At 70.3% G+C, this 24,976-nt stretch carries 27 protein-coding genes, 1 tRNA gene and 1 pseudogene; 21 read left to right on the top strand and 8 right to left on the bottom strand.

The features are described 5' to 3' along the window. Window positions 1-13: 13 nt before the first annotated feature. Window positions 14-985: pseudogene (locus AC0L5F_RS05555) on the top strand (ribose-phosphate diphosphokinase); the annotation flags it as partial. A gap of 3 nt (window positions 986-988) precedes the next feature. Here the strand turns inward: AC0L5F_RS05555 and AC0L5F_RS05550 are convergent. Then, window positions 989-1,855, bottom strand: a complete 867-nt coding sequence (locus AC0L5F_RS05550; protein ID WP_473316155.1) for a LysR family transcriptional regulator — start codon at window positions 1,853-1,855, stop codon at window positions 989-991. On the opposite strand from AC0L5F_RS05550, the gene AC0L5F_RS05545 reads away from it, so the two are divergent. From AC0L5F_RS05545 to AC0L5F_RS05520, 6 genes are all read left to right on the top strand, one after another. Next, complete coding sequence (locus AC0L5F_RS05545) at window positions 1,742-3,079, top strand: TDT family transporter (RefSeq protein ID WP_473316154.1); 1,338 nt, start codon at window positions 1,742-1,744, stop codon at window positions 3,077-3,079. The genes AC0L5F_RS05550 and AC0L5F_RS05545 overlap by 114 nt on opposite strands. A gap of 101 nt (window positions 3,080-3,180) precedes the next feature. Continuing rightward, window positions 3,181-3,993, top strand: a complete 813-nt coding sequence (gene murI, locus AC0L5F_RS05540; RefSeq protein ID WP_473315627.1) for a glutamate racemase — start codon at window positions 3,181-3,183, stop codon at window positions 3,991-3,993. After that, window positions 3,990-4,481 carry an MBL fold metallo-hydrolase gene (locus AC0L5F_RS05535; protein WP_473315626.1) on the top strand — a complete coding sequence of 164 codons (492 nt, stop codon included), beginning with the start codon at window positions 3,990-3,992 and terminating at the stop codon, window positions 4,479-4,481. Before murI ends, AC0L5F_RS05535 begins: the two co-directional genes overlap by 4 nt. Next, window positions 4,438-4,752: an MBL fold metallo-hydrolase gene (locus AC0L5F_RS05530; protein WP_473315625.1), complete on the top strand. Its 315-nt coding sequence runs from the start codon at window positions 4,438-4,440 to the stop codon at window positions 4,750-4,752. The genes AC0L5F_RS05535 and AC0L5F_RS05530 overlap by 44 nt, the downstream gene beginning before the upstream one ends. 28 nt (window positions 4,753-4,780) lie before the next feature. Continuing rightward, entirely contained in the window at window positions 4,781-5,518 is a 738-nt protein-coding gene (rph, locus tag AC0L5F_RS05525) for a ribonuclease PH (protein WP_473315624.1), read from the top strand. Then, window positions 5,515-6,153, top strand: a complete 639-nt coding sequence (locus tag AC0L5F_RS05520) for a non-canonical purine NTP pyrophosphatase (protein ID WP_473315623.1) — start codon at window positions 5,515-5,517, stop codon at window positions 6,151-6,153. Before rph ends, AC0L5F_RS05520 begins: the two co-directional genes overlap by 4 nt. On the opposite strand, the gene AC0L5F_RS05515 is transcribed toward AC0L5F_RS05520, so the two are convergent. The 3 genes from AC0L5F_RS05515 to AC0L5F_RS05505 form a co-directional block, all read right to left on the bottom strand. Continuing rightward, window positions 6,140-6,847 (bottom strand): SGNH/GDSL hydrolase family protein, encoded by a 708-nt coding sequence (locus AC0L5F_RS05515; protein WP_473315622.1) that lies wholly within the window; start codon window positions 6,845-6,847, stop codon window positions 6,140-6,142. The two genes, AC0L5F_RS05520 and AC0L5F_RS05515, sit on opposite strands and share 14 nt — an antisense overlap. A gap of 95 nt (window positions 6,848-6,942) precedes the next feature. Continuing rightward, window positions 6,943-7,407, bottom strand: a complete 465-nt coding sequence (locus AC0L5F_RS05510) for a tRNA (cytidine(34)-2'-O)-methyltransferase (RefSeq protein WP_473315621.1) — start codon at window positions 7,405-7,407, stop codon at window positions 6,943-6,945. Next, window positions 7,407-8,585: a benzoate/H(+) symporter BenE family transporter gene (locus tag AC0L5F_RS05505; protein WP_473315620.1), complete on the bottom strand. Its 1,179-nt coding sequence runs from the start codon at window positions 8,583-8,585 to the stop codon at window positions 7,407-7,409. The genes AC0L5F_RS05510 and AC0L5F_RS05505 overlap by 1 nt, the downstream gene beginning before the upstream one ends. 188 nt (window positions 8,586-8,773) lie before the next feature. Between AC0L5F_RS05505 and AC0L5F_RS05500 the strand changes: the two genes are divergently transcribed. Further along, a complete protein-coding gene (locus AC0L5F_RS05500; RefSeq protein ID WP_473315619.1) occupies window positions 8,774-9,103 on the top strand; it encodes an SRPBCC family protein in 330 nt (109 codons plus the stop codon). A 31-nt stretch (window positions 9,104-9,134) separates the two neighbouring features. After that, a tRNA-Leu gene (locus tag AC0L5F_RS05495) sits at window positions 9,135-9,216 on the top strand. A 7-nt stretch (window positions 9,217-9,223) separates the two neighbouring features. On the opposite strand, the gene bcp is transcribed toward AC0L5F_RS05495, so the two are convergent. Beyond that, window positions 9,224-9,691, bottom strand: a complete 468-nt coding sequence (gene bcp / locus AC0L5F_RS05490; protein ID WP_473315618.1) for a thioredoxin-dependent thiol peroxidase — start codon at window positions 9,689-9,691, stop codon at window positions 9,224-9,226. Here bcp and AC0L5F_RS05485 point away from each other — a divergent pair. From AC0L5F_RS05485 to AC0L5F_RS05470, 4 genes are all read left to right on the top strand, one after another. Next, window positions 9,690-9,998 (top strand): DUF3618 domain-containing protein, encoded by a 309-nt coding sequence (locus AC0L5F_RS05485; protein WP_473315617.1) that lies wholly within the window; start codon window positions 9,690-9,692, stop codon window positions 9,996-9,998. The genes bcp and AC0L5F_RS05485 overlap by 2 nt on opposite strands. A 4-nt stretch (window positions 9,999-10,002) precedes the next feature. Next, a complete protein-coding gene (locus AC0L5F_RS05480; RefSeq protein ID WP_473315616.1) occupies window positions 10,003-11,121 on the top strand; it encodes an FUSC family protein in 1,119 nt (372 codons plus the stop codon). Between the two features lie 80 nt (window positions 11,122-11,201). Then, the gene (phoA, locus tag AC0L5F_RS05475) at window positions 11,202-12,617 is read left to right on the top strand and encodes an alkaline phosphatase (RefSeq protein WP_473315615.1); all 1,416 of its coding nucleotides are present in this window, start codon (window positions 11,202-11,204) and stop codon (window positions 12,615-12,617) included. Between the two features lie 325 nt (window positions 12,618-12,942). Further along, window positions 12,943-13,215, top strand: coding sequence for a hypothetical protein (locus AC0L5F_RS05470; RefSeq protein ID WP_473315614.1), 273 nt, complete (start codon window positions 12,943-12,945; stop codon window positions 13,213-13,215). A gap of 90 nt (window positions 13,216-13,305) precedes the next feature. Here the strand turns inward: AC0L5F_RS05470 and AC0L5F_RS05465 are convergent, their stop codons facing one another. Together AC0L5F_RS05465 and AC0L5F_RS05460 are read right to left on the bottom strand one after the other, a co-directional pair. After that, complete coding sequence (locus AC0L5F_RS05465; protein ID WP_473316153.1) at window positions 13,306-14,139, bottom strand: HpcH/HpaI aldolase/citrate lyase family protein; 834 nt, start codon at window positions 14,137-14,139, stop codon at window positions 13,306-13,308. 41 nt (window positions 14,140-14,180) lie between these two features. Then, entirely contained in the window at window positions 14,181-15,230 is a 1,050-nt protein-coding gene (locus tag AC0L5F_RS05460) for an HpcH/HpaI aldolase/citrate lyase family protein (RefSeq protein WP_473315613.1), read from the bottom strand. 191 nt (window positions 15,231-15,421) lie between these two features. Here AC0L5F_RS05460 and kdpF point away from each other — a divergent pair, with 191 nt between their 5' ends. Genes kdpF through AC0L5F_RS05430 form a run of 6 tightly spaced genes read left to right on the top strand, consistent with a single transcriptional unit; the run spans window position 15,422 to window position 23,012 of the window. Next, window positions 15,422-15,511 carry a K(+)-transporting ATPase subunit F gene (gene kdpF, locus AC0L5F_RS05455; protein WP_473315612.1) on the top strand — a complete coding sequence of 30 codons (90 nt, stop codon included), beginning with the start codon at window positions 15,422-15,424 and terminating at the stop codon, window positions 15,509-15,511. 3 nt (window positions 15,512-15,514) lie between these two features. Next, window positions 15,515-17,173 carry a potassium-transporting ATPase subunit KdpA gene (gene kdpA / locus AC0L5F_RS05450; RefSeq protein WP_473315611.1) on the top strand — a complete coding sequence of 553 codons (1,659 nt, stop codon included), beginning with the start codon at window positions 15,515-15,517 and terminating at the stop codon, window positions 17,171-17,173. Beyond that, the gene (gene kdpB, locus AC0L5F_RS05445; protein ID WP_473315610.1) at window positions 17,170-19,191 is read left to right on the top strand and encodes a potassium-transporting ATPase subunit KdpB; all 2,022 of its coding nucleotides are present in this window, start codon (window positions 17,170-17,172) and stop codon (window positions 19,189-19,191) included. The genes kdpA and kdpB overlap by 4 nt, the downstream gene beginning before the upstream one ends. A gap of 2 nt (window positions 19,192-19,193) precedes the next feature. Next, window positions 19,194-19,787 carry a potassium-transporting ATPase subunit KdpC gene (gene kdpC / locus AC0L5F_RS05440; protein ID WP_473315609.1) on the top strand — a complete coding sequence of 198 codons (594 nt, stop codon included), beginning with the start codon at window positions 19,194-19,196 and terminating at the stop codon, window positions 19,785-19,787. 28 nt (window positions 19,788-19,815) lie between these two features. Beyond that, window positions 19,816-22,344, top strand: coding sequence for an ATP-binding protein (locus AC0L5F_RS05435; protein ID WP_473315608.1), 2,529 nt, complete (start codon window positions 19,816-19,818; stop codon window positions 22,342-22,344). After that, a complete protein-coding gene (locus AC0L5F_RS05430) occupies window positions 22,341-23,012 on the top strand; it encodes a response regulator (RefSeq protein WP_473315607.1) in 672 nt (223 codons plus the stop codon). The genes AC0L5F_RS05435 and AC0L5F_RS05430 overlap by 4 nt, the downstream gene beginning before the upstream one ends. On the opposite strand, the gene AC0L5F_RS05425 is transcribed toward AC0L5F_RS05430, so the two are convergent. Further along, window positions 22,994-23,824, bottom strand: a complete 831-nt coding sequence (locus AC0L5F_RS05425; RefSeq protein WP_473315606.1) for an NAD(P)H-binding protein — start codon at window positions 23,822-23,824, stop codon at window positions 22,994-22,996. The two genes, AC0L5F_RS05430 and AC0L5F_RS05425, sit on opposite strands and share 19 nt — an antisense overlap. Before the next feature lie 75 nt (window positions 23,825-23,899). Here AC0L5F_RS05425 and AC0L5F_RS05420 point away from each other — a divergent pair, with 75 nt between their 5' ends. Then, window positions 23,900-24,316, top strand: a complete 417-nt coding sequence (locus AC0L5F_RS05420) for a CoA-binding protein (protein WP_473315605.1) — start codon at window positions 23,900-23,902, stop codon at window positions 24,314-24,316. After that, on the top strand, window positions 24,316-24,774 hold the full coding sequence (locus AC0L5F_RS05415; protein WP_473315604.1) for a hypothetical protein: 459 nt from the start codon (window positions 24,316-24,318) through the stop codon (window positions 24,772-24,774). The genes AC0L5F_RS05420 and AC0L5F_RS05415 overlap by 1 nt, the downstream gene beginning before the upstream one ends. Window positions 24,775-24,976: the final 202 nt, after the last annotated feature.

The raw sequence follows: 24,976 nt of genomic DNA, 5'->3' as shown, positions 1-24,976 counted from the left end.
TAGTGTGCCTCGCGTGAGCCAGATCGTGGTGTTCTCCGGCAGCGCTCACCGGACCCTCGCGGAGGAGATCTGCTCCGAGCTCGGTCAGCCGCTGTCCGCCTCCGAGACGGTGCGATTCAGCAACGACTGCCTGCAGGTGCAGCTGCACGCCAACTGTCGCCGCAAGGACGTCTACATCATCCAGCCACTGGTGCCGCCGACGCAGGATCACCTGATGGAGCTGCTGCTGATGGTCGACGCGGCGCGCGGCGCGAGCGCCGACTCCGTCACCGCCGTCATCCCGCACTACGCCTACGCGCGGTCGGACAAGAAGGACGCGTCGCGCATCTCGATCGGCGGCAAGCTGGTCGCGGACATGCTGGCCACGGCCGGCGTCGACCGGGTGGTCACGATGACGCTGCACGCCCCGCAGGTGCACGGCTTCTTCAGCGTCCCGGTCGACCACCTGACCGCCATCGGTGAGCTCGCCACCTACTACCGCGACCGAGACCTGTCCGACACCGTCGTCGTGTCGCCCGACCTCGGCAACGCCAAGACCGCCTCGTTGTTCGCGCGCCTCCTCGGCGTCCCGGTCGCAGCCGGCAGCAAGCAGCGTCAGGCCGACGACAAGGTCGTCATCGACGCCATCGTCGGCGACGTGGCCGGCAAGAAGGCCATCGTGCTCGACGACGAGATCGCCACCGGCGGGTCGATCGTGGAGCTGATGAACAAGCTGGAGGAGGAGGGCTGCACCGAGGCGTCGGTCGCCTGCACGCACGGCCTGTTCACCGGCAAGGCCGTCGACCGGTTGCGTGGGCACGCCGCGATCACCGAGGTCGTCACCACCGACACGGTCCCGCCGCCGGTCGACTGGCCCGAGCTGAAGATCCGCTCCGTCGCACCGCTGTTCGCCGAGGCCATCGCTCGGATCCACGCCGGGGAGTCCGTCTCCAGCCTGTTCGACGGGGTCGACCCCGCGCACGCCCCGCCGCAGCCCAAGCTTCCCGCTCTAGAAGACCGGTTCCCGTCCCGCCTCGGACGTCGCGATCGACAACAGGTCCCTGACCGGTCCGGCGGGTGGTCGACCCGCACCCGCCCAGACGGCCTCCAGCGGACGTCTCAGGTCCAACCCGGTGGTCGCGATCTCGACCAGGCGCCCGTGGGCGAGGTCCTCGACGACCGCCCGGCGAGTGACGAAGCTCGGGGGACCTCCGGCCAGGACGGCGGCGCGCACGGCCGCCGTCGTGGTCAGCTCGACGGCCGGCGCGTGCACCTCCAGCCCGAGCGACGCCAGTGCCTCCTCGACGACGCGCCGGGTGCCGGAACCGACCTCGCGCCAGGTGAGCGGCCGGGCCGCCATCTGCGACGGCTGCGGCGCACGCCGTGCCCATCGATCGTCCGGAGAGGCCACCAGGACGAGCGTGTCGTGGCCGACGACGAGCGAGGCGAGGCCGTGATGGGGTTGTCCGTCCTCGACGAAGCCCAGGTCCGCAGCGCCCGATCGGACCGCGCGGCGCACGGCGGCGCTGTTGGTGGCGGTGAGGTGGGCCGACACGGCGTGCTCGCGTCGGAGGCGAACCAACCAGGAGGGCAGCAGGTGCTCGGCGACCGTCATGCTGGCGGCGACCCCGAGGGCGCGATCGCGGTCCTCGCGCAGGGTGGCGAGTGCCTGCTCGACCTCGTCGCCCAGCGCCAGGAGACGCTCGGCCCAGCCGACCACGAGGGCGCCTGCCTGGGTCACCTCGGCGCCCGCGGGGGAGCGATGCACCAGCGTGAGTCCCACCTGGGCCTCGAGCGCCCGCAGCCGCTGCGACGCGGACTGCTGCGTGATCGCGCCAGCGCGGCCCGCGGCGCCGATGCTGCCCAGGCGCGCCACGTCGACCAGCAGGCGCAGGGAGGCGAGGTCGGGCAGGGTCACAGGTGGATCCTAGGGCATCCCACAGGTGTTGCTTGTGGGTCCACAGGGTGGTCACGTCTACCCCCTCGCCCGGGTCGGCGAGACCATGGAGGCGTGAGCATCACTCCCGCCGAGACCCGCAGCACTCCCGGCATCGCCGGCTTCGAGCTGGTCGGACCCAACTGGTTCGCCGCCATCATGGGCACGGGCATCGTGGCGGTCGCCGCGGTCCAGCTGCCGTTCGACGTGCCGGGCATCGAGGTGTTCGCCACCGGGGTGTGGATCCTGGCCGCCGGCGCCCTCGTGGTGGTCGGCTACGCCTTCGCCATGCACTGGCTGCGCTTTCCTGCCGTGGCGCGGTCGCACCTGGACCACCCGGTCATGTCGCACTTCTACGGCGCACCCGCGATGGCGCTGATGACCGTGGGCGTCGGTGCCGTCCTGGTGGGCCACCGGGTCATCGGCACGACCGCCGCGCTCAGCCTCGACTGGGTGCTGTGGAGCGCTGGCACGCTGCTGGGCCTCGGCACGGCGGTCGTGGTGCCGCTCAAGGCGATCACCACCCATGCCACCGAACCGGACTCCGCCTTCGGCGGCTGGCTCATGCCGGTGGTGCCGCCCATGGTCAGCGCTGCCACCGGTCCGGTGCTGATCCCGCACCTCGCCAGCGCCGAGGCGCAGCGCACGATGCTGCTGTTCTGCATGCTGTGCTTCGGGCTGTCGCTGGTCGTCAGCATCATCATGATCGGCTGGATCTGGCTGCGACTCGTGCAGCACGGCATCGGTGCGGCGGCCACGGTCCCGACGCTGTGGATCGTGCTGGGACCGGTCGGTCAGTCGATCACGGCAGCCCACAACCAGGGCCGGATCGCTCCCGGCATCCTGCCCGCCCCGGCCGGCGACGTCCTCGCGGGCACGGCACTCGTCTACGGCATGCCGATGTGGGGCTTCGCGATGCTCTGGCTCACCATCGCTGCCACGCTGACGGTCAGGACCGTGCGCGCCGGCATGCCGTTCGGGCTCCCGTGGTGGTCGTTCACCTTCCCGGTCGGCACGGTCGTCACGGGCACCTGTGGTCTGGCCGACCTCACCGGTGACCCGGTGCTGCGTGTCGCGTCAGGACTGCTGTTCGCCTTCCTCGTCACCATGTGGGCCACGGTCGCCACCCGCACGCTGCTCGCCGTGCGCAGCCGCACGATCTGAGCCTGCACGCCGGCACCACCGGACCTACGGGTCGCGAATTCCATGTGATTCCGGACGTGTTCACTTTGCGGTAACACGTCGCGACCGTAGGCTCTCCCCTTGTGGGCGACGCACCGATCGGGATCTTCGACTCAGGCTTCGGCGGCCTGACCGTGGCTCGCGCTGTGCTCGACCAGCTGCCGCACGAGCCGGTGCTGTACCTGGGCGACACCGCTCGTCAGCCCTACGGGCCCCAGCCGATCTCCCAGGTGCGCGAGTACGCGCTCGAGTGCCTCGACCACCTGGTCGATCAGGGCGTCAAGGCACTGGTCATCGCCTGCAACTCCGCCAGCGCCGCGGTCCTGCGCGACGCGCGTGAGCGCTACGCCGTGCCCGTTGTCGAGGTCATCGTGCCGGCCACGCGCCGCGCGGTCGGCGCCACCCGCAACGGCCAGGTCGGCGTCATCTGCACCGAGGCGACCGCCACCTCCAAGGCCTACGACGACGCCTTCGCGGCCAATCCCGGCATCCACCTGCACACGCGGGCATGCCCCGCCTTCGTCGACTTCGTCGAGCGAGGCGTCACGAGTGGTCCCGAGCTGCTGTCGGCCGCCGAGGAGTACCTGCGGCCGCTGATCGACGCCGACGTCGACACCCTGGTGCTGGGGTGCACCCACTATCCGCTGCTCACCGGTGTGCTGGCCCTGGTCATGGGTGACGGCGTCACGCTTGTCTCCAGCGCCGAGGAGACCGCCAAGGACGTCTACCGCCTGCTCGTGCGTGAAGGACTCGAGCGCGACGCAGCGCTGCCGGCTCCGGTCCACCGGTTCGTCACCACGGGGCGCCCCGAGGAGTTCCTCGAGCTCGGCCGCCGGTTCCTCGGGCCCGAGGTGCAGCACGTCCGGCAGTTCTCGTGGGTGGGGGTCGCGTCGTGAAGCTCACCATCGTCGGATGCTCCGGGTCGTTCCCCGGCCCCGAGTCGGCCGCCAGCTGCTACCTCGTGCAGGCGCCGTTCGAGGGGCGGACCTTCAGCCTCGTGCTCGACCTCGGGAGCGGTTCGTTCGGCGTTCTCCAGCGATATGTCGACCCCCGCGAGATCGATGCCATCGCGTTGTCGCACCTGCACGCCGACCACTGCTTCGACATGAGCGGCATGTACGTCGTGGGCAAGTACCACCCCGACGGTGCACTGCCGCGCATCCCCGTCCTGGCCCCCGAGGGCGCCGACGACTTCCTGACCGATCGGTACGGCCGCGAGGACGCTGCCGGCATGGGCGGGGTCTTCGACTTCCGCGACTGGGGCGACGGCTCGACGGTCGAAGCTCGGCCCGTTCACCATCACCGCTCGCCGCGTCGTGCACCCGGTGCCGGCGTACGCCATGCGCGTCGAGGCGGGTGGCAAGGTGCTGGTGTACTCCGGTGACACCGCGGCCACCCCGGTGCTCGACGATCTCGCGGCGGGCGCCGACCTGTACCTGTGCGAGGCGTCGTTCGTCGACTCCAAGGCGAACCCTCCCGGCATCCACCTCACCGGGTCCGAGGTGGGCGACAGCGCCACGGCCGCGGGCGTCGGCCAGGTCGTCGTCACCCACGTCCCGGTGTGGACCGACGTCGCCGAGGTCGAGAGCGACCTGCGACGCACCTGGTCGGGGCCGTTCACGGTCGCTGCGGCCGCGATGACCTTCGAGATCTGAGTCGCGGCTCCCCGATAGGGTCGCGCACATGACCTCTCGCGAAGACTCTGCCCGTGAAGACGGCCGCTCGGCCGACCAGCTCCGCCCGATCACGATCACTCGCAACTGGCTCGACCACGCCCAGGGCTCGTGCCTGATCGAGTTCGGACGCACCAAGGTGCTGTGCGCGGCCAGCGCTTCCGAGGGTGTCCCGCGCTGGCGCAAGGGCTCCGGGCTCGGCTGGGTGACCGCTGAGTACGCGATGCTGCCGCAGGCCACCCACGACCGCTCCACCCGCGAGTCGGTCAAGGGTCGCATCGGTGGCCGCACGCACGAGATCTCTCGCCTGGTCGGTCGGTCGCTGCGCATGGCGATCGACTACGAGGCGCTCGGCGAGAACACCATCACCATCGACTGCGACGTGCTGCAGGCCGATGGCGGCACCCGCACGGCCGCCATCACGGGCGCCTACGTGGCGCTCGCCGATGCCGTCGAGCACCTGCGCGGTGCGGGGGCGCTGGCCGGCGAGCCACTCGTCGAGTCCGTGGCAGCCATCAGCGTCGGCATCATCGACGGCACGCCCATGCTCGATCTGCCGTACGTCGAGGACGTGCGAGCCGAGACCGACATGAACGTCGTCATGACCGGCTCGGGCAGGTTCGTCGAGGTGCAGGGCACGGCCGAGGGTGCACCGTTCGACAAGGCCGAGCTCGACGCGCTGCTCGGCCTGGCCGCGGGCGGCTGCGCCGAGCTGAGTCGCCTGCAGGCCGACGCGCTGGCGCGATGACCCGGCCGCAGGTCGTCCTGGCCTCCAACAACGCCAAGAAGCTGGCCGAGCTGCGGCGCATCCTCGAGCCCCTCGTGCCCGGCATCGAGGTGCTGGGGCTCTCGGACGTGGCCGACTATCCCGAGCCGGCGGAGACCGAGCCGACCTTCGAGGGCAACGCGCTGATCAAGGCGCGGGCCGCGCTCGCGGCCACGGGTCTGCCGTCGCTGGCCGACGACTCCGGCCTGTGCGTCGACGCCCTCAACGGCATGCCGGGCGTCCTGTCGGCGCGGTGGTCCGGCGTGGCCAAGACCGACGGGGGCGATGCCGCCAACAACGCGCTGCTGCTGAGCCAGCTCGCCGACGTGCCCGACGACCGTCGCGGCGCGACGTTCGTGTGCGCCATGGCCCTGTGCACGGCCGGTGCCGACGGGGGACCCGGAGCCGAGGTGGTGCGACGCGGGGAGATGCCCGGGCGCATCCTGCACGCCGAGCAGGGCGAGGGCGGCTTCGGCTACGACCCGTTGTTCGCCGCCACGGGATTCGACGTCTCCACCGCGGAGCTGCCGGCCGCGGAGAAGGACGCCATCAGCCACCGTGGCCACGCTCTCGCCGCGATCGCCCCCGACCTGGTGGCGGCGCTCACCTCGCGCTAGGCGAGCTCGGCTCGGACAGTGCGGCGATGACCCGCTTGGCGATGGCGACGTTGCCGGCGTGGTTGGGGTGGATGCCGTCGACCACGTTCCGGGGCGGCAGGGTGCCGGAGGTGTCGACGAACTCGAAGCCATGGGCCACGGCGGCGTCGTGCACGATCGCGGTCACCCGCAGCCGTTCGACGGGCTGCAGCGGCCCCCAGGGAGGCCCCAGCACGACGACGCGGGTGGAGGCCGGCACCGTGTCGGCCACCTGGTCCAGGTAGTCGTCGACCGCCTGGGTGATCTCGGCGTTGGACGCCCTGGCCATCCGGTCGTCGCGGCACACGGCCCAGTCGTTGCGACCGCCCTCGATCAGCAGGATCGACGGGGACCCCGCGAGCGCCTGGTCGCGCTCGCCGAAGGTGGTCCCGTCGCACCGCCCGCCGCGACGCAGGTAGCCCGAGCCGGACTGCGCGAACGTCTCGACCGGAGTGTGCAGGTGACGGGCGACCATGCTCCACCACCCCTGGTGCGGATCGCCGGGGCGGTCGTCGTACCGCGCCGTGATGGAGTCCCCGACGACCACGACGCCGTGGGTCGCCGGGGCCGTGACGGTTCCGCCCTGCGCGCCCTGGGACAGCAGGAAGGGTCCGAGGGCGAGCAGGAGCGCGGCTCCGACGGCTGCGGCCGCCTGCGAGCGCCTCGTCCTGATCACTGCTGTCCGTTCCTTGCCTGTGCCACGTTCCGGGCGGCCACTGTATGTCGCCCGAACAGGTCATGCCTGCCGAACCGCGGAACTGATGCCGATCGTCACCCGTCGGTGCGGAATCCGTGCTGGCGCCAGGCCTCGAACACGGCGACGGACGCGGTGTTGGCGAGGTTCATGGACCGGCGCCCCGGCAGCATCGGCAGCCGCAGGCGGTCGGTCACGCGAGGGTCGTCGAGGACCTCCTGCGGCAGACCGGTGGGTTCGGCACCGAACATCAGGACGTCGCCCGGCTGGTAGCCGACGTCGGTGTAGACGGTGTCGGCGCGCGCCGTGAACGCGTACAGGTGCGGCGGATCGAGTGCGTCGAGCGCAGCGTCCAGGTTCGGGTGGACCGTCATCACCGCCAGGTCGTGGTAGTCGAGGCCTGCGCGCCTCAGCTTGGACTCCTCGAGGTTGAATCCCAGCGGCTCGACCAGGTGCAGCTCGGCGCCGGTGACGGCGGCGAGGCGGATGGCTGCGCCGGTGTTGCCGGCGATGCGCGGCTCGTGGAACAGGATCCGGAACATCAGACCGGCCTCCTGCTCAGGACTCCGTGGATCGCGAGTCCGACGACGATGGCCCAGAAGGCCGAGCCGACTCCGGCGACGGTGACGCCGGAGGCGGCCACGAGGAACGTGACGATCGCGGCCTCGCGGATGCCGTCGTGGTCGAACGCCGCGCGCAGGGCTGCCACGAGCGTGCCCAGCAGGGCGAGCCCGGCGACGGTCTCGATGACGCCGGGGGGAGCGACGGCGACCAGGGCGGCGATCGCGGCCGTGGCCAGACCGAGGACGGAGAACGCGATCGCTGCCCACTGGGAGCTGCGCCAGCGGGTCGCCGGGTCGGGGCCGCCGTCGGGGCCGGCGACGAGCGCGGCGCTGATGGCCGCCAGGTTCACCGAGTGGCCTCCCGCCACGGACGTCACCGTGGTGCCGATGCCGGCGGTGACCATCGACGCGCGCCACGGCACCTCGACGTCGTAGGACCGCATGATCGCCACACCCGGCACGTTCTGCGAGGCCATCGTCACCACGTACAACGGGATGGCGATGCCGACGATCGCCGCCCAGGTCAGGTGCGGCGTCGTCAGCTCGAGACGGGGGACCAGCGTGGAGGCCGCGATGGTCTCGCCGCGGCGCACGAGGTCGATCGCGATGACGAGCGCCGCCACCACGAAGGCGCCGGGCACGGCCCACCGCGGGAACAGTCGCACGCCCACCAGCCAAGCCAGCACGATCGGGATCACCGCGACCGGACGATCGACCACGGCCCCGACCGGTGCGAGGCACAGCTCGATGACCACGCCCGCCAGCATGGCCTGGGCGATCGGAGCCGGGATCAGGCCGATCATCCGTCCCAGCCACGGCCACAGGCCGGTCAGCACGTACAGCAGCCCCGCCACGCCGAACGCTCCGACAGCGGCGGCCCAGCCGCCGTCGACGACACCGGTGCTCGCCAGCAGCGCTGCACCCGGGGTCGACCAGACCAGCAGCAGCGGGCGCCGGTAGCGCCGCACCAGCCACAGGATGCCCACGGTCTGGGCGATGCACGTGACCATCAGTCCCGATGCGGCCTGAGCCGGGGTCGCGCCGACCGCCTGCAGACCGGTGAGCACCACCGCGAACGAGCTCGTGTAGCCCACGAGGGCGGCCACGATCCCGGCCCCCACGTGGAAGGACTCGCCGTGACCTGACACCCGCTCCATGAGCAGTCACCCTAGGCCCGCCGGCGTGGTCGACGGCGACTGCCCACCGCTGGGCGGCGCGCCGGTCGGCGAGACCCTAGACTCACTCGGCATGGCAGCCCCACAGCGCGTCCACGTGACGCACACCTTCACGTCCGACCCCGTCACCGTGTTCGACAAGCTTCTCCGAGCACGAGAACCTCGGACCGGTGTTCAAGGCGAAGATCACGCGAGTCAACGACGGCACCACGTCGCGCAACGGAGTCGGATCGACGCGGAGCCTCAAGATCGGCCCGCTGCCGGCGTTCCAGGAGACCACCACGGTCTCGGAGCCGCACACGCTGATCGAGTACGAGATCACCCAGGGGAGCCCGCTCAAGGGCCACTGGGGCAAGCAGGTGCTCACCCCGACCGCCGACGGCGGCACCCGGCTGGACTACACGATCGGCTTCGACGCGCCCGCTCCCGGCATGGCCGCGCTGGTCGGCAAGATCCTCACCGGCGCGATCGCCAAGGGTCTGCCCAAGCTCTGCCCGTAGCCGTCTGAATCGGCCCTAGACTGGTCGGCGAGCCGATGTGGTGGAACTGGTAGACACGCAGGGTTTAGGTCTCTGTGTCTTCGGACGTGCAGGTTCGAGTCCTGTCATCGGCACTCGTCGTCAGGCGTCGAGGCCGAGGTCCCTGCGCAGCTTGGCGACGTGGCCGGTGGCCTTCACGTTGTAGGCGGCGTGGACGATGGTGCCGTCCTCGACCACGAAGGTCGAGCGGATGACACCCTGCACGACCTTGCCGTACAGCTTCTTCTCCCCGAACGCGCCCCACGCGGTGAGGACCTGCTTGTCCGGGTCGGACAGCAGGGTGATGGTCAGGCCGTCCCGCTCGCGGAACTTCGCCAGCTTCTCGGGCTTGTCCGGGGAGATGCCGAGCACGGTGTAGCCCTCGGCCGTCAGCCGGTCGAGCGAGTCGCTGAAGTCGCAGGCCTGCTTGGTGCAGCCGGGCGTCATCGCGGCCGGGTAGAAGTACACGATCACGCGACCGTCGATCGCCGACAGCGTCACCTCGTGGCCCGTGTCGTCGGGGAGCGTGAAGTCGGGGGCAGGGTCACCGGTCTGCAGTCGATCCGTCATGGGCCCTATCCTTGCGTACGAGGACGAGCCGCTCCTCCCCGCCGACGACGAAGGGTGCGACGTGTCGAGACAGTCCGACGACCTGGTCCGCGAGATCGACGAGATCCGCGACCGTCTCGCAGACACAGTCGACGAGCTGGTCAGCGCGGTCCACCCCAAGAGCATCATGCGACGCGGGTTGGCCAGCGTGCGCAGCAGGTTCGTCGACGAGGACGGGGCCATCAGGACCGGCACCGTGGTCCCGCTGGTCGGCGGGGTCGTGGTGGTCGTCGTCGGCGCGGTGGTCGTCCGCCGCCTCGTGCGCTGACGTCATGAGCCCGGCCGGCGACGTCCCGCTGCGCCGACTGCGACTTCGTCGCCCCACCGACTCGTTCACCGATCGCCTCTGGGTGCTCCGCCGCCGGTGGCGCACGCTCGTGCGGCTCAGCCTCGCCACGTCGCTGGCGTTCTTCTTCGCCACCCACGTGCTGGACCACCGGCAGGCGTTCTTCGCGCCGATCGCGGCGATCATCGTCCTGATCGCCGGTGCCGGACAGCGCGCCCGCACGCTGCTCGAGCTCGTGCTTGGCGTCGCCGTCGGCGTGCTCATCGGCGAGCTCCTGGTCCTCGGCATCGGCCGCGGCGCCTGGCAGATGGCGCTGATCGTGGTGCTGACGGTGGTCACCGCCACGCTGCTGGGCCTCAAGGGCCTCGCACTGACCCAGTCGGCCACGTCCTCGGTGCTGCTCGCGGCCGTCGTGCCGGTGGCCGGGGCGGGCAACCCGGCCTTCACCCGCTTCCTGGACGCACTCGTCGGAGGAGTGGCCGGCCTGGCGATGATCCTGCTCGTGCCGCGCAACCCGGTGCGCGACATCGACCGCGAGGTGCAGCGCATCCTCATCGGGCTCGCCGGCATCCTCGAACGCCTCGCCCAGGCCATGCGCACGGTCGATCCCGCGCTCGCCGACACCCAGCTGTCCTCGGCGCGGCAGATGCAGCCGCAGGTCGACGTGATGACGTCCACGGCGGCCAACGTCACCGAGATCGCGCGGATGTCGCCGGTGCGGTGGCGTCAGCGCGACCACGTGCAGACCTACGTGGCCACGGTGCGCGACCTCGACAACGCCGTGCGTGACACCCGGGTGCTGGCGCGCAAGACGTCGACGCTGCTGCGGCGGGCCGAGCCGGTGCCGGCAGACATGGACGTCGCGCTCGACGGGCTGGGCAAGGCGTTCCGGATCTTCGCCGACGACCTGTCCGAGCGAGACGACTTCGAGGAGGCGCGCGAGGCGCTCGTCGAGGCCGCGCGGCTGGCCACGAGCGCCCTGACCGAGACGATGACGATCAACAGCGCCACCATCGCGGCGCAGGTGCGCTCGCTCGCAGCCGACCTGCTCTACGCCAGCGGGTACACCCGCGACGAGATCGACCGGCGCCTCGACTTCACCTGACGAGACGTCGACCGCGGACGTTCGGCAACTCGCAGCCTGGTGTTCAGCCGTGATTCACGGCCGAATGGTTCGTTCGAGTCATGAATCTCTCACTCAAGAGCACCAGCAAGCGGACCCTCGCGGTCACTGCTGCGGTCGGTCTCGTCCTCACCGCCAGCACCGCAGCCATGGCCACCAGCGCCGGCAAGGCCTCCGTCCACGGCGGCGCCACGCGCCTCAACGGCGACCAGACCTCGGCGATCAAGAGCCAGATCAAGGGTGGGCGGGCCGACAACGTCATCCTGCTCATCGGTGACGGCATGGGCGACTCCGAGATCACCGTCGCCCGCGACTACCAGTACGGCGCCGGGGGACGGTTCCCCGGCATCGACGCGTTGCCGCTCACCGGTCAGTACACGACGTACTCGCTGACCAAGGACGGCAAGACCGACTACGTGCCCGACTCGGCCGCCACCGGATCTGCCTGGGCCACCGGCACCAAGACCTACGACAACGCCATCTCGGTCGACATCAAGGGCAAGCCGCAGCCGACGCTGCTGGAGCTGGCCAAGAAGCGTGGAGTCAAGACCGGCAACGTGACGACCGCCGAGCTGCAGGATGCGACCCCGGCCGTCCAGGTGGCCCACATCTCGGCGCGCAAGTGCTACGGCCCGGTCGCGACGGCTGCGTCGTGCCCCGAGGCGGCGCTGGAGAACGGTGGCCTCGGATCGATCACCGAGCAGCTGATCAACACGCGACCGGACGTCTCCCTCGGTGGCGGCGCCGCCACCTTCGCCGAGACGGCGCGGGGTGGGAAGTTCAAGGGGCTGACGCTGCGTCAGCAGGCCGAGAACCGCGGCTACCAGATCGTCGAGGACGCGGCCGGCCTGAACGCGGTCAAGAAGGCCGACCAGGGCAAGCCGGTGCTGGGACTGTTCGCCGATGGCAACCTGCCGGTCCGCTACGTCGGCCCCGAAGCCACCGTCGGCGGCAGCAAGCTGGCCCCGGTCCGGTGCACCGACAACCCCGATCGTCCGTCGACGCAGCCCACGCTCGAGGACATGACGAAGAAGGCGATCAAGCTGCTCGACAGCAAGGGTTCGAAGGGATTCTTCCTGCAGGTCGAGGGCGCCTCGATCGACAAGCAGGACCACGGCGCCAACGCCTGCGGCCAGATCGGTGAGACCGTCGACCTCGACGAGGCCGTGAAGGCGGCGCTCGAGTTCGCCAAGAAGGACGGCCACACCACGGTCCTCGTGACCGCCGACCACGCCCACACCAGCCAGATCATCGAGGCCGGCAGCACGTCGCCGGGGCTCAGCACCACGCTGCTCACCAACGAGGGCAGCCCGCTGGCCGTCAACTACGGAACGGCTCCGGCCGGGTCGTCGCAGCAGCACACCGGCGCGCAGCTGCGCATCGCCGGCTACGGACCGCAGGCAGCCAACGTGGTGGGCCTGACCGACCAGACGGACATGTTCTTCACGATCGCCAGAGCCCTCAAGCTCACGAAGTAGGACGTCCGTCCTCCCGTCGCGGCCGCCGAGACACGCTCACGGCGGCCGCGACACCCGTTCAGGAACTCGACACGAGCCGGGGTGACCGGCTACGGTTCAGTCAGCACTACACGCCAGCACCTGAGGAGGTGACACCGCATGAAGAACATCGCCATCACGCCGACCGGACTCGTCGTCCGCGACGCCGCCGCGACCTTCGACGGTTCCACCTCATCCGATGCTGTGCCCCTGACGTAGCTCCATCTCGTCAGTTCAGACACCGCTTCGGATCTCGATCCGAGGCGGTTTTTTCTTTTGTCCATCACTTCTGAAAGGAGGCGCGCACATGAACCAGACCATCACCGACCCCCGACTCATGCCCGCACACGACACAGCCCAGATCTCGACCCCAGCACAGGACGAGGCAGTGGCCGGACGCAACGATCGAGAGGAGGTGAACGCGATGGGTTCGAAGCTCAAGCGCAAGGCCGGTCGTGCCTGGGACGAGATGTCCGCGACGGACCGCGCCGTCCTCCTCGAGGCAGTGCGGCTGCGTCGTGAGGCGCAGGAGCAGCGCCGGGCGGCCCAGCACGCCGCCATCCGCGCGACGTTCCGCTAGTCCCACCACCTGAAGCCCCGAATTTTGCGGGCCCAAGCACCATTTCCACCCCGGAAAACGGTGCGAAGGCCCGCAAAATTCGGGGCTTTGTCAGCGGGAGGCGAGGGCGTCGGCGAAGGCGAGGATCCGGTTGGCGTCGCGGACGTGCAGCTCCTCGATCATCTTGCCGTTGAAGGTGGCGACGCCCTTGGCCTCGGCCTTGGCCTCCTCGAAGGCGGCGATCATGCCGCGGGCACGCTCGATGTCGTCGTCGCTGGGGGAGAACGCCACGTTGGCCGGCTCGACCTGCGACGGGTGGATGAGCGTCTTGCCGTCGAAGCCCATCTCGCGGCCCTGGCGAGCCTCGGCGTCGAAGCCCTCGGGATCCTTCACCGCGTTGTAGACGCCGTCGATGATCACCTTGCCGGCAGCGCGCACGGCCAGCAGGGTCCACGACAGCGAGGCGAGCACGGTCGGGTTGCGACCCGGCACGTGCAGGCCGTAGGTCTCGTTGACGATGTCGTTGGTGCCCATGACGATGACGGTCAGGCGCTCGTGCGCCGTTGCGATCTCCTCGGCGTGCAGGAGGGCCTTCGGGGTCTCGATCATCGCCCACAGCTGGGTGCTGGCCGGTGCGCCGGCTGCCTCCATCGAGGCGACCAGGTCGCGGACCTGCTCGGCCGACTCGACCTTGGGCACGAGGATCGCGTCGGGTCCGGCCGCCGAGGCGGCAGCGACGTCGTCGTCGTGCCACTCGGTGCCGATCGAGTTGACGCGGATGGCCAGCTCACGGTGCCCGTACTCGTCGGACTGCACGGCGGCGCACACGTTGGCGCGCCCGGTCTCCTTGGCGTCCGGCGACACCGAGTCCTCGAGGTCGAGGATCAACGCGTCGGCGTCGATGGTCTTGGCCTTCTCGAGCGCGCGCTCGTTGGCGCCGGGCATGTAGAGGACCGAACGGCGGGGACGCAGGGTGGGGGAGTCGCTCACAGGTCGTACAGCTCCTTCAGCTCGGGGTCGCGCTCGGCCAGTGCGGTGGCGAGGTCGAGCATGACCTGGCACTGCTTGCAGGAGGCGTCGTCCTCCATCTTGCCGTTGATCATGACCGCGCCCGAGCCGTCACCCATGGCCTCGACGACCTCCTTGGCGTGCGCCACGTCGGCCGGGTCGGGGGAGAAGACCTTCTTGGCGATGTCGATCTGCACGGGGTGCAGGCTCCACGCGCCGACGCAGCCGAGCAGGAAGGCGTTGCGGAACTGGTCCTCGCAGGCGACGACGTCCTTGATGTCTCCGAAGGGGCCGTAGAACGGCAGGATGTCGTTGCCGGCGCAGGCGTCGACCATGCGGGCGATCGTGTAGTGCCACAGGTCCTGCTGGTAGCTGGTGCGGCCCTCGTTGAGGTCCTCGCCGGTGGGGTCCTCCCGCACGAGGTAGCCCGGGTGGCCGCCGCCCACGCGGGTGGTCTTCATGCGTCGGCTGGCGGCGAGGTCGGCCGGGCCGAGGCTGATGCCCTGCATGCGCGGGCTGGCGGCGGCGATCTCCTCGACGTTGGTCATGCCCTCGGCGGTCTCGAGGATCGCGTGGACGAGGATCGGTCGCTGCACGCCGGCGCGGGCCTCCAGCTGGGCGAGCAGACGGTCGACGTAGTGGATGTCCTGGGCGCCCTCGACCTTGGGCACCATGATGACGTCGAGCGTGTCGCCGATCTCGGTGACCAGGGTGATGATGTCGTCGAGCACCCACGGGGAGTCGAGGCTGTTGACCCGGCACCACAGCTGGGTGTCACCGAAGTCGGTCTTCTTCGCGATGTCGACCAGGCCCTGGCGCGCGGCCTCCTTGTTCTCGGTCTTGATGGCGTCCTCGAGGTTGCCCAGGATGATGTCGACCTTGGGCGCGATGTCGGGCACCTTGTCGGCCATCTTGGGGTTGCTCGGGTCGAAGAAGTGGATCATCCGGCTGGGGCGGAACGGGATGTCCGCCACGGGAGTCGGTGCTCCGACGGCGAGGGGACGGAGGAAGGCTCGGGGATTGCGCACGTGACCACTTCTCTGCGGTAGGGGACGACGACGTCCGTCATTATGCCGCCGCTCAGCAGGTGACGCCGTGGTGGGCCGCGTGAGGCGACCAGGCCGAAGGATGACCCGTCGCGCGTCAAGATCGCGTCAAGATGTGTCAGCGGCGCGTCAAGCGGGCCGGACCTCGGTGAATTCGGAGGTCAGATGAAGCCATGACGTTCGCTTCCGCTGCACTCGTGCTGCTCGTGGTCGGCCTGCTGGTCTACCTCGTCGCGGCCCTGATCCGCCCCGACAGGTTCTGAGCCGTGAGTGACACCACCTCCGGCCTGCTCACGCTTGCCGTCCTCGTCGCGCTCCTGGCGGCCGTGCACGTGCCGTTCGGCGACCACATGGCACGCGTGTTCACCACGACCACGCACTGGCGGGTCGAGAAGCGCCTCTACCGACTGGTCGGGGTCGATCCGGACGCTCCGCAGAGCTCGCGCTCCTACACGCTCAGCGTGCTGGGCTTCTCGCTGGTCAGCATCGTGGCTCTCTTCGCGATCCTCGTCGGCCAACGCGCTTTGCCGCTGGACCGCGATCTGCCGGGCATGCCCTGGGACATGGGCCTGAACACCGCCGCCTCGTTCGTGACCAACACCAACTGGCAGTCCTACGCGGGAGAGTCGACGCTCGGCTTCGCCGCCCAGATGGGCGGCCTGGCCGTGCAGAACTTCCTGTCCGCGGCGGTCGGGATCGCCGTCGCCATCGCCCTGATCCGTGGCTTCCTGCGCACCAGGCAGGACGATCTCGGCAACTTCTGGGTCGACCTCGTGCGCGCAACGCTGCGCATCCTGCTGCCGGTGGCCTTCGTCGCAGCGATCCTCCTGGTGTCGCAGGGCGTGATCCAGAACTTCGCCGACCACACCGTGGACGCGGTCGCGGGCGGCACGCAGGTGATTCCCGGTGGCCCGGTGGCCAGCCAGGAGGCCATCAAGGAGCTCGGCACCAACGGCGGCGGCTTCTTCAACGCCAACTCGGCCCACCCGTTCGAGAACCCCACTCCGTTCTCCAACCTGCTCGAGATGTTCCTGCTCCTGGTCATCCCGATCAGCCTCACCCGCACGCTCGGCACCATGCTCGGCGACCGCAAGCAGGGTCTGGCGATCCTCAGCGCGATGGGCACGCTGATCGGTGCCTCGGTCGCCATCACCACGTGGGCGGAGGTCGGCGCGCACTCCCAGGCGGCCCGGCTCGCCGGAGGCGCCATGGAGGGCAAGGAGACGCAGTTCGGCACGTGGCTGTCATCGTTCTTCGCCGTGTTCACCACCGGGACCTCGACCGGCGCGGTCAACTCCTCGCACGACTCCTTCACCCCCGCCGGCGGCGGCACCGTGCTGGTCAACATGATGCTCGGCGAGGTCTCGCCGGGCGGTGTGGGAGCCGGCATCTACGGCATCCTCGTGATGGCGATCCTGACGGTCTTCATCGCCGGGCTCATGGTCGGGCGCACGCCGGAGCTCCTCGGCAAGAAGATCGGCGCCACGGAGATGACCTGTGTCGCGCTCTACACGCTGAGCGTGCCTGCGCTGGTCCTGGTCGGTGTCGGCTCGGCGATCGCGCTCGACGGCACGCCCGACGCGATGGGCAACCCGGGCGGTCACGGCTTCACCGAGGTGGTCTACGCCTTCACGTCGGCGGCCAACAACAACGGCAGTGCCTTCGGTGGCATCACCGTGACGTCCCACTTCTTCCAGATCGCGCTGGCCCTGGCGATGCTGCTGGGCCGGTTCGTCCCGATCGTCCTCGTCCTGGCCCTGGCCGGGTCGCTGGCGCGGCAAGGGAGGGTGCCGACCACGGCCGGCACGTTGCCCACCCACACGCCGTTGTTCGCCGGACTGCTCGTCGGCGTGATCGTCCTGATCACCGGCCTGACGTTCTTCCCGGCGCTCGCCCTCGGACCCCTCGCGGAGGCTCTCTCATGACCGTGCACTCCCTTCTCGCGCAGCTGCCGTCGGCGCTGCGCAAGCTCGACCCGCGCCACCTGTGGCGCAGCCCGGTGATGTTCATCGTCTGGCTCGGCTCGGTGCTGACGAGCGGCATCGCGATCACCGACCCCAGCACGTTCGCCTGGACGATCGCGGTGTGGTTGTGGCTGACCGTCGTGTTCGGCAACCTGGCCGAGGCGGTCGCCGAGGGGCGCGGCAAGGCCCAGGCCGCCTCGTTGCGCGCCGCTCGCACCGACGTGAGCGCGCTGCGGATCCGACCCGACGGCACGCAGGAGTCGGTCGCCGGGACCGAGCTGACGATCGGGGACCTGGTGCTGGTGGCCGCCGGCGAGATCATTCCCGGTGACGGCGACGTCGTGGAGGGTGTCGCCTCCGTGGACGAGTCGGCCGTCACGGGCGAGTCGGCACCTGTCATCCGTGAGGCCGGGGGAGACCGTTCGGCGGTCACCGGCGGCACCCGCGTCCTGTCCGACCAGATCACGATCAGGATCACGTCGGCCCCCGGCGAGACGTTCATCGACCGGATGATCGCGCTGGTCGAGGGCGCGTCGCGGCGCAAGACGCCCAACGAGATCGCGCTGTCGATCCTGCTGGTCAGCCTCACGATCGTGTTCGTGCTCGCCGTGGCGACGCTCCAGCCGATGGCCCGGTACGCCGGAGCCCCGCAGAGCACGCTGGTGCTCGTGGCGCTCCTCGTGTGCCTGATCCCGACCACGATCGGCGCACTGCTCAGCGCCATCGGCATCGCCGGGATGGATCGCTTGGTCCAGGTCAACGTGCTCGCGATGTCGGGCCGCGCCGTCGAGGCCGCCGGCGACGTCAGCACGCTGCTGCTCGACAAGACCGGCACCATCACCCACGGCAACCGCCGCGCGTCACGGTTCGTGCCGGCCGCAGGAGTCAGCGACGACGAGATGCGTGACGTCGCGCGGCTGTCGAGCCTCGCCGACCAGACCCCGGAGGGCCGGTCGATCGTCGAGCTGGCCCTCGAGCTCGGCGCAGCCCCCGACCCGGCGGCCGAGGGCGACACGGGCCTGCCCCGCGGAGCGGAGTTCGTCGAGTTCACGGCGCAGACCCGGATGTCCGGCGTCGACCTCGTCGACGGGCTGGCCATCCGCAAGGGTGCGGGTTCGTCCGTCGCGGCGTGGGTCGGCGGTGAGCTGCACGACGGGGTGCGGTCGACGATCGACGAGATCAGCCGATCGGGTGGCACCCCGCTGGTCGTCGGCGAGAAGCGGGACGGATCGACCCGGATCCTGGGGGTCATCCACCTCAAGGACGTCGTCAAGGACGGCATGCCCGCGCGATTCGCCGAGCTGCGGGCCATGGGCATCCGCACGGTCATGATCACGGGCGACAACCCCCTGACCGCCGCGTCGATCGCCGAGGAGGCCGGCCTGGACGACTTCCTCGCCGAGGCGACGCCCGAGGACAAGATGCGTCTGATCCACCAGGAGCAGGAGGGCGGCCGGCTGGTCGCGATGACCGGCGACGGCACCAACGACGCGCCGGCCCTCGCCGCGGCGGACGTCGGAGTCGCGATGAACTCGGGGACGTCGGCGGCCAAGGAGGCCGGCAACATGGTCGACCTCGACTCGGACCCCACCAAGCTCATCGACATCGTCGCCATCGGCAAGCAGCTGCTCATCACCCGCGGGGCCCTGACGACGTTCTCGATCGCGAACGACGTCGCCAAGTACTTCGCGATCATCCCGGCGATGTTCCTGGTGGCCTACCCGTCGCTGGACCGGCTCAACGTGATGCACCTGTCGACGCCCCAGTCGGCCATCACCTCGGCGGTGATCTTCAACGCGCTGGTCATCGTCGCGCTGATCCCGCTCGCCCTGCGCGGCGTCACCTACCGGGCCGCATCGGCCGCCGCGGTCCTGCGCCGCAACATCGTCGTCTACGGCGGCGGTGGCGTCCTCGCCCCCTTCATCGGCATCAAGCTCATCGACCTCGTCATCTCGACGATTCCCGGATTCGGACAGTGAACATGGCCAACACCTCCCTGACAGCCGACCTCCTGCGGCAGAGCCTCGTGGGGCTCAAGACCCTGGTCGTCATGACCGTGCTGCTCGGCGTCGCCTACCCCGTCGTGGTCTGGGGTGCGTCCCAGGCGGCGTTCCACGACAGGGCCGACGGGCAGATCGTGTCCGTCGGAGGCCAGGACGTCGGATCACGGATCATCGGCCAGCACTTCGCCGTCAAGGACGACGACCTGTTCCACGGCCGTCCCTCCGCCGGCGACTACGACGGTCTCGCCTCGGGCCCGTCGAACCTGGGGCCGTCCAGTCGCGACCTGATCGCCAGCATCACCGAGCGTCAGCAGGCGATCGCGGCGATCGAGGGCGTCGACGTCTCGGCGATTCCGGCGGACGCCGTCACGGCCTCCGCGTCGGGACTCGATCCGTACATCTCACCTGCGTACGCCGCGATCCAGGTCGACCGCGTCGCGACGGCGCGCGGATGGTCGGTCGAGGCGGTCCGGAAGCTCATCGAGGACCACACCCAGGGCCGACAGGCCGGATTCCTCGGCGAGCCGAAGGTCAATGTGCTCGAGCTCAACCTCGCGCTGGCCCGCGAGTAGGAGGGATCCGCGGGTGCACAATGTCGACGTGGAGTCCGGAGGCAGGCAGCGAGGCATCCTGAGGGTGTACCTCGGCGCCTCGCCGGGCGTCGGCAAGACCTTCGCGATGCTCGACGAGGGGCAGCGACGGGCAGCGCGGGGGACCGACGTCGTCGTCGGGTACGTCGAGACCCACGGCCGGGTCCACACCGAGGCGCAGATCGCCGATCTCGAGGTGATCGCGCGCAGGAGGATCGAGCACCGCGACACCACCCACGAGGAGATGGACCTGCCCGCCATCCTCGACCGGGCACCCGAGGTCGTGCTCGTCGACGAGCTCGCACACAGCAACGTGCCCGGCAGCGAGAACGAGAAGCGCTGGCAGGACGTCGAGGCCCTGCTGGAGGCGGGCATCTGCGTCATCACGACCGTCAACATCCAGCACCTGGAGTCGTTGAACGACGTCGTCGAGTCGATCACCGGCATCCGACAGCGAGAGACCGTGCCCGACACCGTCGTGCGACAGGCCGATGCGATCGAGCTGGTCGACATGAGTCCGCAGTCGCTGCGGCGGCGCATGGCGCACGGCAACATCTACGCCCCGGAGAAGATCGACGCCGCTCTGTCGCAGTTCTTCCGCGAGGGCAATCTGACCGCGCTGCGCGAGCTGGCGCTGCTGTGGTTGGCCGATCGGGTCGACGAGGGCCTCGAGCGCTATCGGTCCCAGCACGACATCGACTCGACGTGGGCCGCGCGGGAGCGGATCGTCGTGGCCGTGACCGGGGGCCCGGAGTCCGAGGTGCTGCTGCGCCGGGCCGCTCGTATCGCGTCGCGGACGGGCGGCGGGCAGTGGCTCGCGCTCTACGTCACCCGCGGCGACGGGCTGGTGCAGCTCGACCCGGTGCGCCTGCACAAGCTGCACCGCATGACCGAGGACATGGGTGGCACCTTCCACACGTCGGTCGGCGACGACACGGCCACCGCCATCCTGGACTTCGCGAAGGCCGAGAACGCGACGCAGGTCCTGATCGGCGCGAGCCGCCGCGGACGCCTCTCGACCCTGGCCAATCCCGGCATCGGCGAGATCGTGATCGCCGAGTCCGGTGACATCGACGTGCACATCGTGACCCACGAGGAGGCCCGCCGGACGAAGGGCAACGTCCGCGTGACGCCCGAGCTCAGCCGGCGGCGGCGCCTCTACGGCTACCTGCTCGGCGTCGTCGGACCGTTCGCCCTCTCGGGACTGCTGCTCGTCACCCCGGACCTCCACGGCCTGCCCACCGAGGCCCTGTTGTTCATGGCGCTGGTCGTGGCCACCGCGATCGCCGGCGCGCTCCGACCCGCGATCGCGTGCTCGTTCATCGGCGGATTCACGCTCAACTTCTTCTTCACCCCACCCGTGCGGAGCATCACGATCGCGAGCCCGGAGAACGCGTTCGCGGTGGTCCTGTTCGTCGTGGTCGGCGTCGCCGTGTCGTCGGTCGTGGCCCTGGCGACCCGGCGGACGGCCCAGGCCGAGAAGGCCAGCGCCGAGGCGGACGCCCTGATGGTGCTGTCGCACAGCCTGTTGCGCGCCGGTGATCTGCGGAGCCTGCTGTCCAACGCCTGCGAGCTGTTCGGCATGAAGGGGGCCGCGATCGTCGGCACGGACGGCGAGGTGCGTGCCTCCTGCGGCACCGCGGTGACCCCCGCGAGCGCCGACGTCACCGTCACGGTGGACGATGACTCCCAGCTGTTGCTCGTCGGACGGGTGCTCCCCGCGGCCGACCAACGGCTCGTCAAGGCCTACGCGGCGCACGCCTCCGTGCTCGCCGAGCGGCGCCGTGCGGCACGGGAGCGTGCCGAGCGGCGGCTCCTCGCCGAGACCGACCGCACCCGCACCGCGCTGCTGGCCGCGGTCTCGCACGACCTTCGCTCCCCGCTCGCGGCGGTCAAGGCGGCGGTCAGCAGCCTGCGCAACGACCAGATCGCCTGGTCGGCCGAGGACGAGGCAGAGCTGCTCGCCACGGTCGAGGACGGCGCCGACCGGCTCGAGGGGCTCGTCGCGAACCTGCTCGACATGAGCCGGATCCAGATGGGGGCGGTCACGGCACATGTCGACGAGGTCGAGCTGGCGGACACGATCGACAGTGCGGTGGCGGGCCTGGCCGGGCGGGAGCGGGTCGAGGTGACGGTCGCACCGGAGGTGGCCCTCGTGACCGCCGACGCCGGGCTGCTGGAACGCGTGCTGGCCAACATCGTCGCCAACGCCCTCAGCTATGCGCCGCCGGAGACCTTCGTCCGCATCACGGCCTTCGCAGCGGCGGACCGCGCCGTCATCCGCGTCATCGACACGGGTCCGGGGGTGCCGCGCGCCCAGCAGGACCGGTTGTTCGAGCCGTTCCAGCGACTCGGCGACGTGCCGCGTGGCGAGGGTGTGGGCCTCGGACTGGCGGTCGCTCGCGGGCTCACCGAGTCGATGGGCGGTACCTTGACCGTCGAGGACACCTCCGGCGGAGGGCTCACCTTCGTCCTGGAGCTGCCGCGTGCCGCGACGGCCACGGTTCGGTCGGCCACCGCGCCCCAGGAGGATGCATGACGTTCGTCCTCGTGGTCGACGACGATCCAGCCATCCTGCGGACCCTGAGGATCAACCTCAAGGCGCGTGGGTATGACGTCGAGACCGCGGGAGACGGGCGTTCGGCCCTGCAGATCGTGGACGAACGCATGCCGGACGTCGTGATCCTCGACCTCGGGCTGCCCGATCTCGACGGCGTCGCGGTGCTGCAGCGGCTGCGGTCCCGGAGTCGGGTGCCGGTCGTGGTGCTGTCGGCCCGGCACGACTCCGACGACAAGGTCGAGGCGCTGGACGAAGGGGCCGACGACTACGTGACCAAGCCGTTCGACATCGAGGAGCTCTTGGCGCGGGTCCGGTCGGCCCTGCGGCGTGGGGGAGTCGAGGAGTCGATCGTCATCGAGTCGGGCGACGTGCGCCTCGACGTCACCGAGCGTCGTGCCAGTCGATCGGGCGAGGACGTGCGCCTCACCCCGACCGAGTGGCACATCGTCGAGGTGCTGGCGCGCCGCCGCGGACACCTGGTGCGCCAGTCCGATCTGCTGCACGAGGTGTGGGGGCCGGGGTACGACCGAGAGACCCACTACCTGCGGGTCTACCTGGCCCAGCTGCGGCGCAAGCTCGAGGCCGATCCGTCGCGACCGACCATCTTCCTGACCGATCCGGGCAACGGCTACCGGTTGTCGGAGTAGCCGGCCGCCAGCTCCTCGACCAACGTGGGCCGCGAGGGCTGCCAGCCGAGGGACTTGGCCTTGGCGCCGTCGGCCTGCTGGTCCAGCAGGAGCGCCTCGCCGAAGCCACCCATGTTCTCGAGAGTCGCGGCATCGCCGGCGAACTGCGGGTCGTCCGTGAGGGCCTCGCCGATCTCGCGGACGGTCGGGTTGTCACCGCTCGCGCCGATGTAGGCCTGTCCACCCGGGGCGTCGAGCGCCCGCAGGTACAGGTCGGCGAGGTCGTCGACGTGCACGGTCGTCCAGTGCTGGTCGCCCGAGCCCGGCAACTGACCACCGCTGATCAGGGCCGGAATGCCCTTGCCGTGGCCGAACACGATGCCGGGCTGCACCACCGAGGCGCGGATGCCGGACGCCAGGAGCCGCTGCTCGCCGGCCGGGCGCCACGCGGTGATGGCGGGAGGGGATGGCTCGCTGGTCTCGCTGATGTGGGGGTTGGACCCGTAGACCCAGATGCCACCGGTGTGCACGAACGGCTTGTCGGTGCCGGCGAAGGCCGCGATCGCGGCATCGATCACCGCGTCGTTGAGGGCGGCATCCTTCTCGTCGCTGCCGGCAGCGGTGTGGATGGCGCCGTCGTGCGTGGCGAGCTCGCTGGCGAGCCAGTCGGTGTTGAACAGGTCGCCGATCACGGCGACCGCTCCGGCCTTCTCCACTGCGAGCGACGACGCCTGGCTGCGCACGATCGCCGTGACCTGGTGGCCCGCCTCGCGCAGCTGGTCGAGCACGGCTGATCCGATGAAACCGGTCCCCCCGGTGAGCATGATCTTCATGACTGTCACAACCAGTTGCAGTCGGGCACTATTCCATCAGGCAGCGAGAACCTGGGAGGCGACTAGCGTGATCCCATGACCGACTCGTGGCACGATCCCGCGGCCGTCTCACTGATGCTCGACGACCTGCAGACCTGGGCCGTGGTGGGGCTGTCGACCAACCGGGCGCGCACCGCCTACTCGATCGCGTCGATGCTGCAGTCGCGGGGCAAGACGATCGTGCCGATCCACCCGGATGCACCCGTGGTGCTGGGGGAGCAGGGCTACGCCTCCCTGGCGGACGTGCCGTTCCCGATCGACGTCGTCGACGTGTTCCGGCGGTCGTCGGCGGCCGGTCAGTTCGCCGATCAAGCGGTGCAGGTCGGCGCCAAGGGGGTGTGGTTCCAGCTGGGCGTCGTCGACGAGGACGCCTTCGCCCGCACCACCGCGGCCGGTGTGCCGATGGTGATGGACACCTGTCCGGCCATCGAGTGGCGCAAGCGCGGCGGCTGATGGGCAGCCGCCGGCTCCCGGTGGTCGTCGCCGTCGCCGTCCTGGTGACCCTCGCCGTGGTGGTCGTCGTTCGCGGGCGCACGGGCCAGGCGGCGACGCCGTTCGCGCTGATCGAGGACGGACGCCCGTTGCTGGTGACGCAGTCAGCCGAGACCGACTACGACATCGACGTGCCGCTCGGGGGTGTGTGTGCGCCCGGCACCGACGACGTGCCCATCCGGTCGGTGCGACTGATCGGCGTGGACGGGGCGCTGGAGCTGACCGGTTTTCGACCGCGAACGATCACCGCCCGGTGCGAGAGCGGCGAGCCCCAGGCACTCGTGGTGCAGGTGCGACGGGTCAGCGGAGAGTCCGCCCACGCCGACGGCGTCGAGGTGACGTACCGGTTCGGAGGCGAGGACAGACGCGTGCGACTGCCGAGCGCCGTGACCGTCTGCCGTCAGCTGTCGGAGTGCTGAGGGTGCTGGCGTGCACCGAGAAGGTGTGTCACAGTAGGACTACCGTCCCATCAACTGGGGGACGAAAGCCACCTGGCTTCGGGCCGGGGTGAGGCGCAGGGCCCGGGAGTGCCTGATGCGTCGCTCGTGTCGCTCCTGCGGCGCAGCACGCCACGCACCAGCCCCCTCAGCCCGTGGAATCGGCAGCTGGAATCTGCGACGA

It is taken from the genome of Aeromicrobium sp. 10G20-16 (assembly GCF_055809665.1).
This window is presented reverse-complemented; position numbering and strand designations above follow the sequence as displayed.

Bases quoted from the DNA above. Each gene is read 5' to 3' on its own strand.
- AC0L5F_RS05545 (WP_473316154.1), top strand. From the start codon at position 1,742: ATGCACCAGCGTGAGTCCCACCTGGGCCTCGAGCGCCCGCAGCCGCTG.
- AC0L5F_RS05530 (WP_473315625.1), top strand. From the start codon at position 4,438: ATGCGCGTCGAGGCGGGTGGCAAGGTGCTGGTGTACTCCGGTGACACC.
- rph (WP_473315624.1), top strand. From the start codon at position 4,781: ATGACCTCTCGCGAAGACTCTGCCCGTGAAGACGGCCGCTCGGCCGAC.
- AC0L5F_RS05520 (WP_473315623.1), top strand. From the start codon at position 5,515: ATGACCCGGCCGCAGGTCGTCCTGGCCTCCAACAACGCCAAGAAGCTG.
- AC0L5F_RS05510 (WP_473315621.1), bottom strand. From the start codon at position 7,407: ATGTTCCGGATCCTGTTCCACGAGCCGCGCATCGCCGGCAACACCGGC.
- AC0L5F_RS05505 (WP_473315620.1), bottom strand. From the start codon at position 8,585: ATGGAGCGGGTGTCAGGTCACGGCGAGTCCTTCCACGTGGGGGCCGGG.
- AC0L5F_RS05485 (WP_473315617.1), top strand. From the start codon at position 9,690: ATGGGCCCTATCCTTGCGTACGAGGACGAGCCGCTCCTCCCCGCCGAC.
- bcp (WP_473315618.1), bottom strand. From the start codon at position 9,691: ATGACGGATCGACTGCAGACCGGTGACCCTGCCCCCGACTTCACGCTC.
- AC0L5F_RS05480 (WP_473315616.1), top strand. From the start codon at position 10,003: ATGAGCCCGGCCGGCGACGTCCCGCTGCGCCGACTGCGACTTCGTCGC.
- phoA (WP_473315615.1), top strand. From the start codon at position 11,202: ATGAATCTCTCACTCAAGAGCACCAGCAAGCGGACCCTCGCGGTCACT.
- AC0L5F_RS05470 (WP_473315614.1), top strand. From the start codon at position 12,943: ATGAACCAGACCATCACCGACCCCCGACTCATGCCCGCACACGACACA.
- AC0L5F_RS05465 (WP_473316153.1), bottom strand. From the start codon at position 14,139: ATGCCCGGCGCCAACGAGCGCGCGCTCGAGAAGGCCAAGACCATCGAC.
- kdpF (WP_473315612.1), top strand. From the start codon at position 15,422: ATGACGTTCGCTTCCGCTGCACTCGTGCTGCTCGTGGTCGGCCTGCTG.
- kdpB (WP_473315610.1), top strand. From the start codon at position 17,170: ATGACCGTGCACTCCCTTCTCGCGCAGCTGCCGTCGGCGCTGCGCAAG.
- kdpC (WP_473315609.1), top strand. From the start codon at position 19,194: ATGGCCAACACCTCCCTGACAGCCGACCTCCTGCGGCAGAGCCTCGTG.
- AC0L5F_RS05430 (WP_473315607.1), top strand. From the start codon at position 22,341: ATGACGTTCGTCCTCGTGGTCGACGACGATCCAGCCATCCTGCGGACC.
- AC0L5F_RS05425 (WP_473315606.1), bottom strand. From the start codon at position 23,824: ATGAAGATCATGCTCACCGGGGGGACCGGTTTCATCGGATCAGCCGTG.
- AC0L5F_RS05420 (WP_473315605.1), top strand. From the start codon at position 23,900: ATGACCGACTCGTGGCACGATCCCGCGGCCGTCTCACTGATGCTCGAC.
- AC0L5F_RS05415 (WP_473315604.1), top strand. From the start codon at position 24,316: ATGGGCAGCCGCCGGCTCCCGGTGGTCGTCGCCGTCGCCGTCCTGGTG.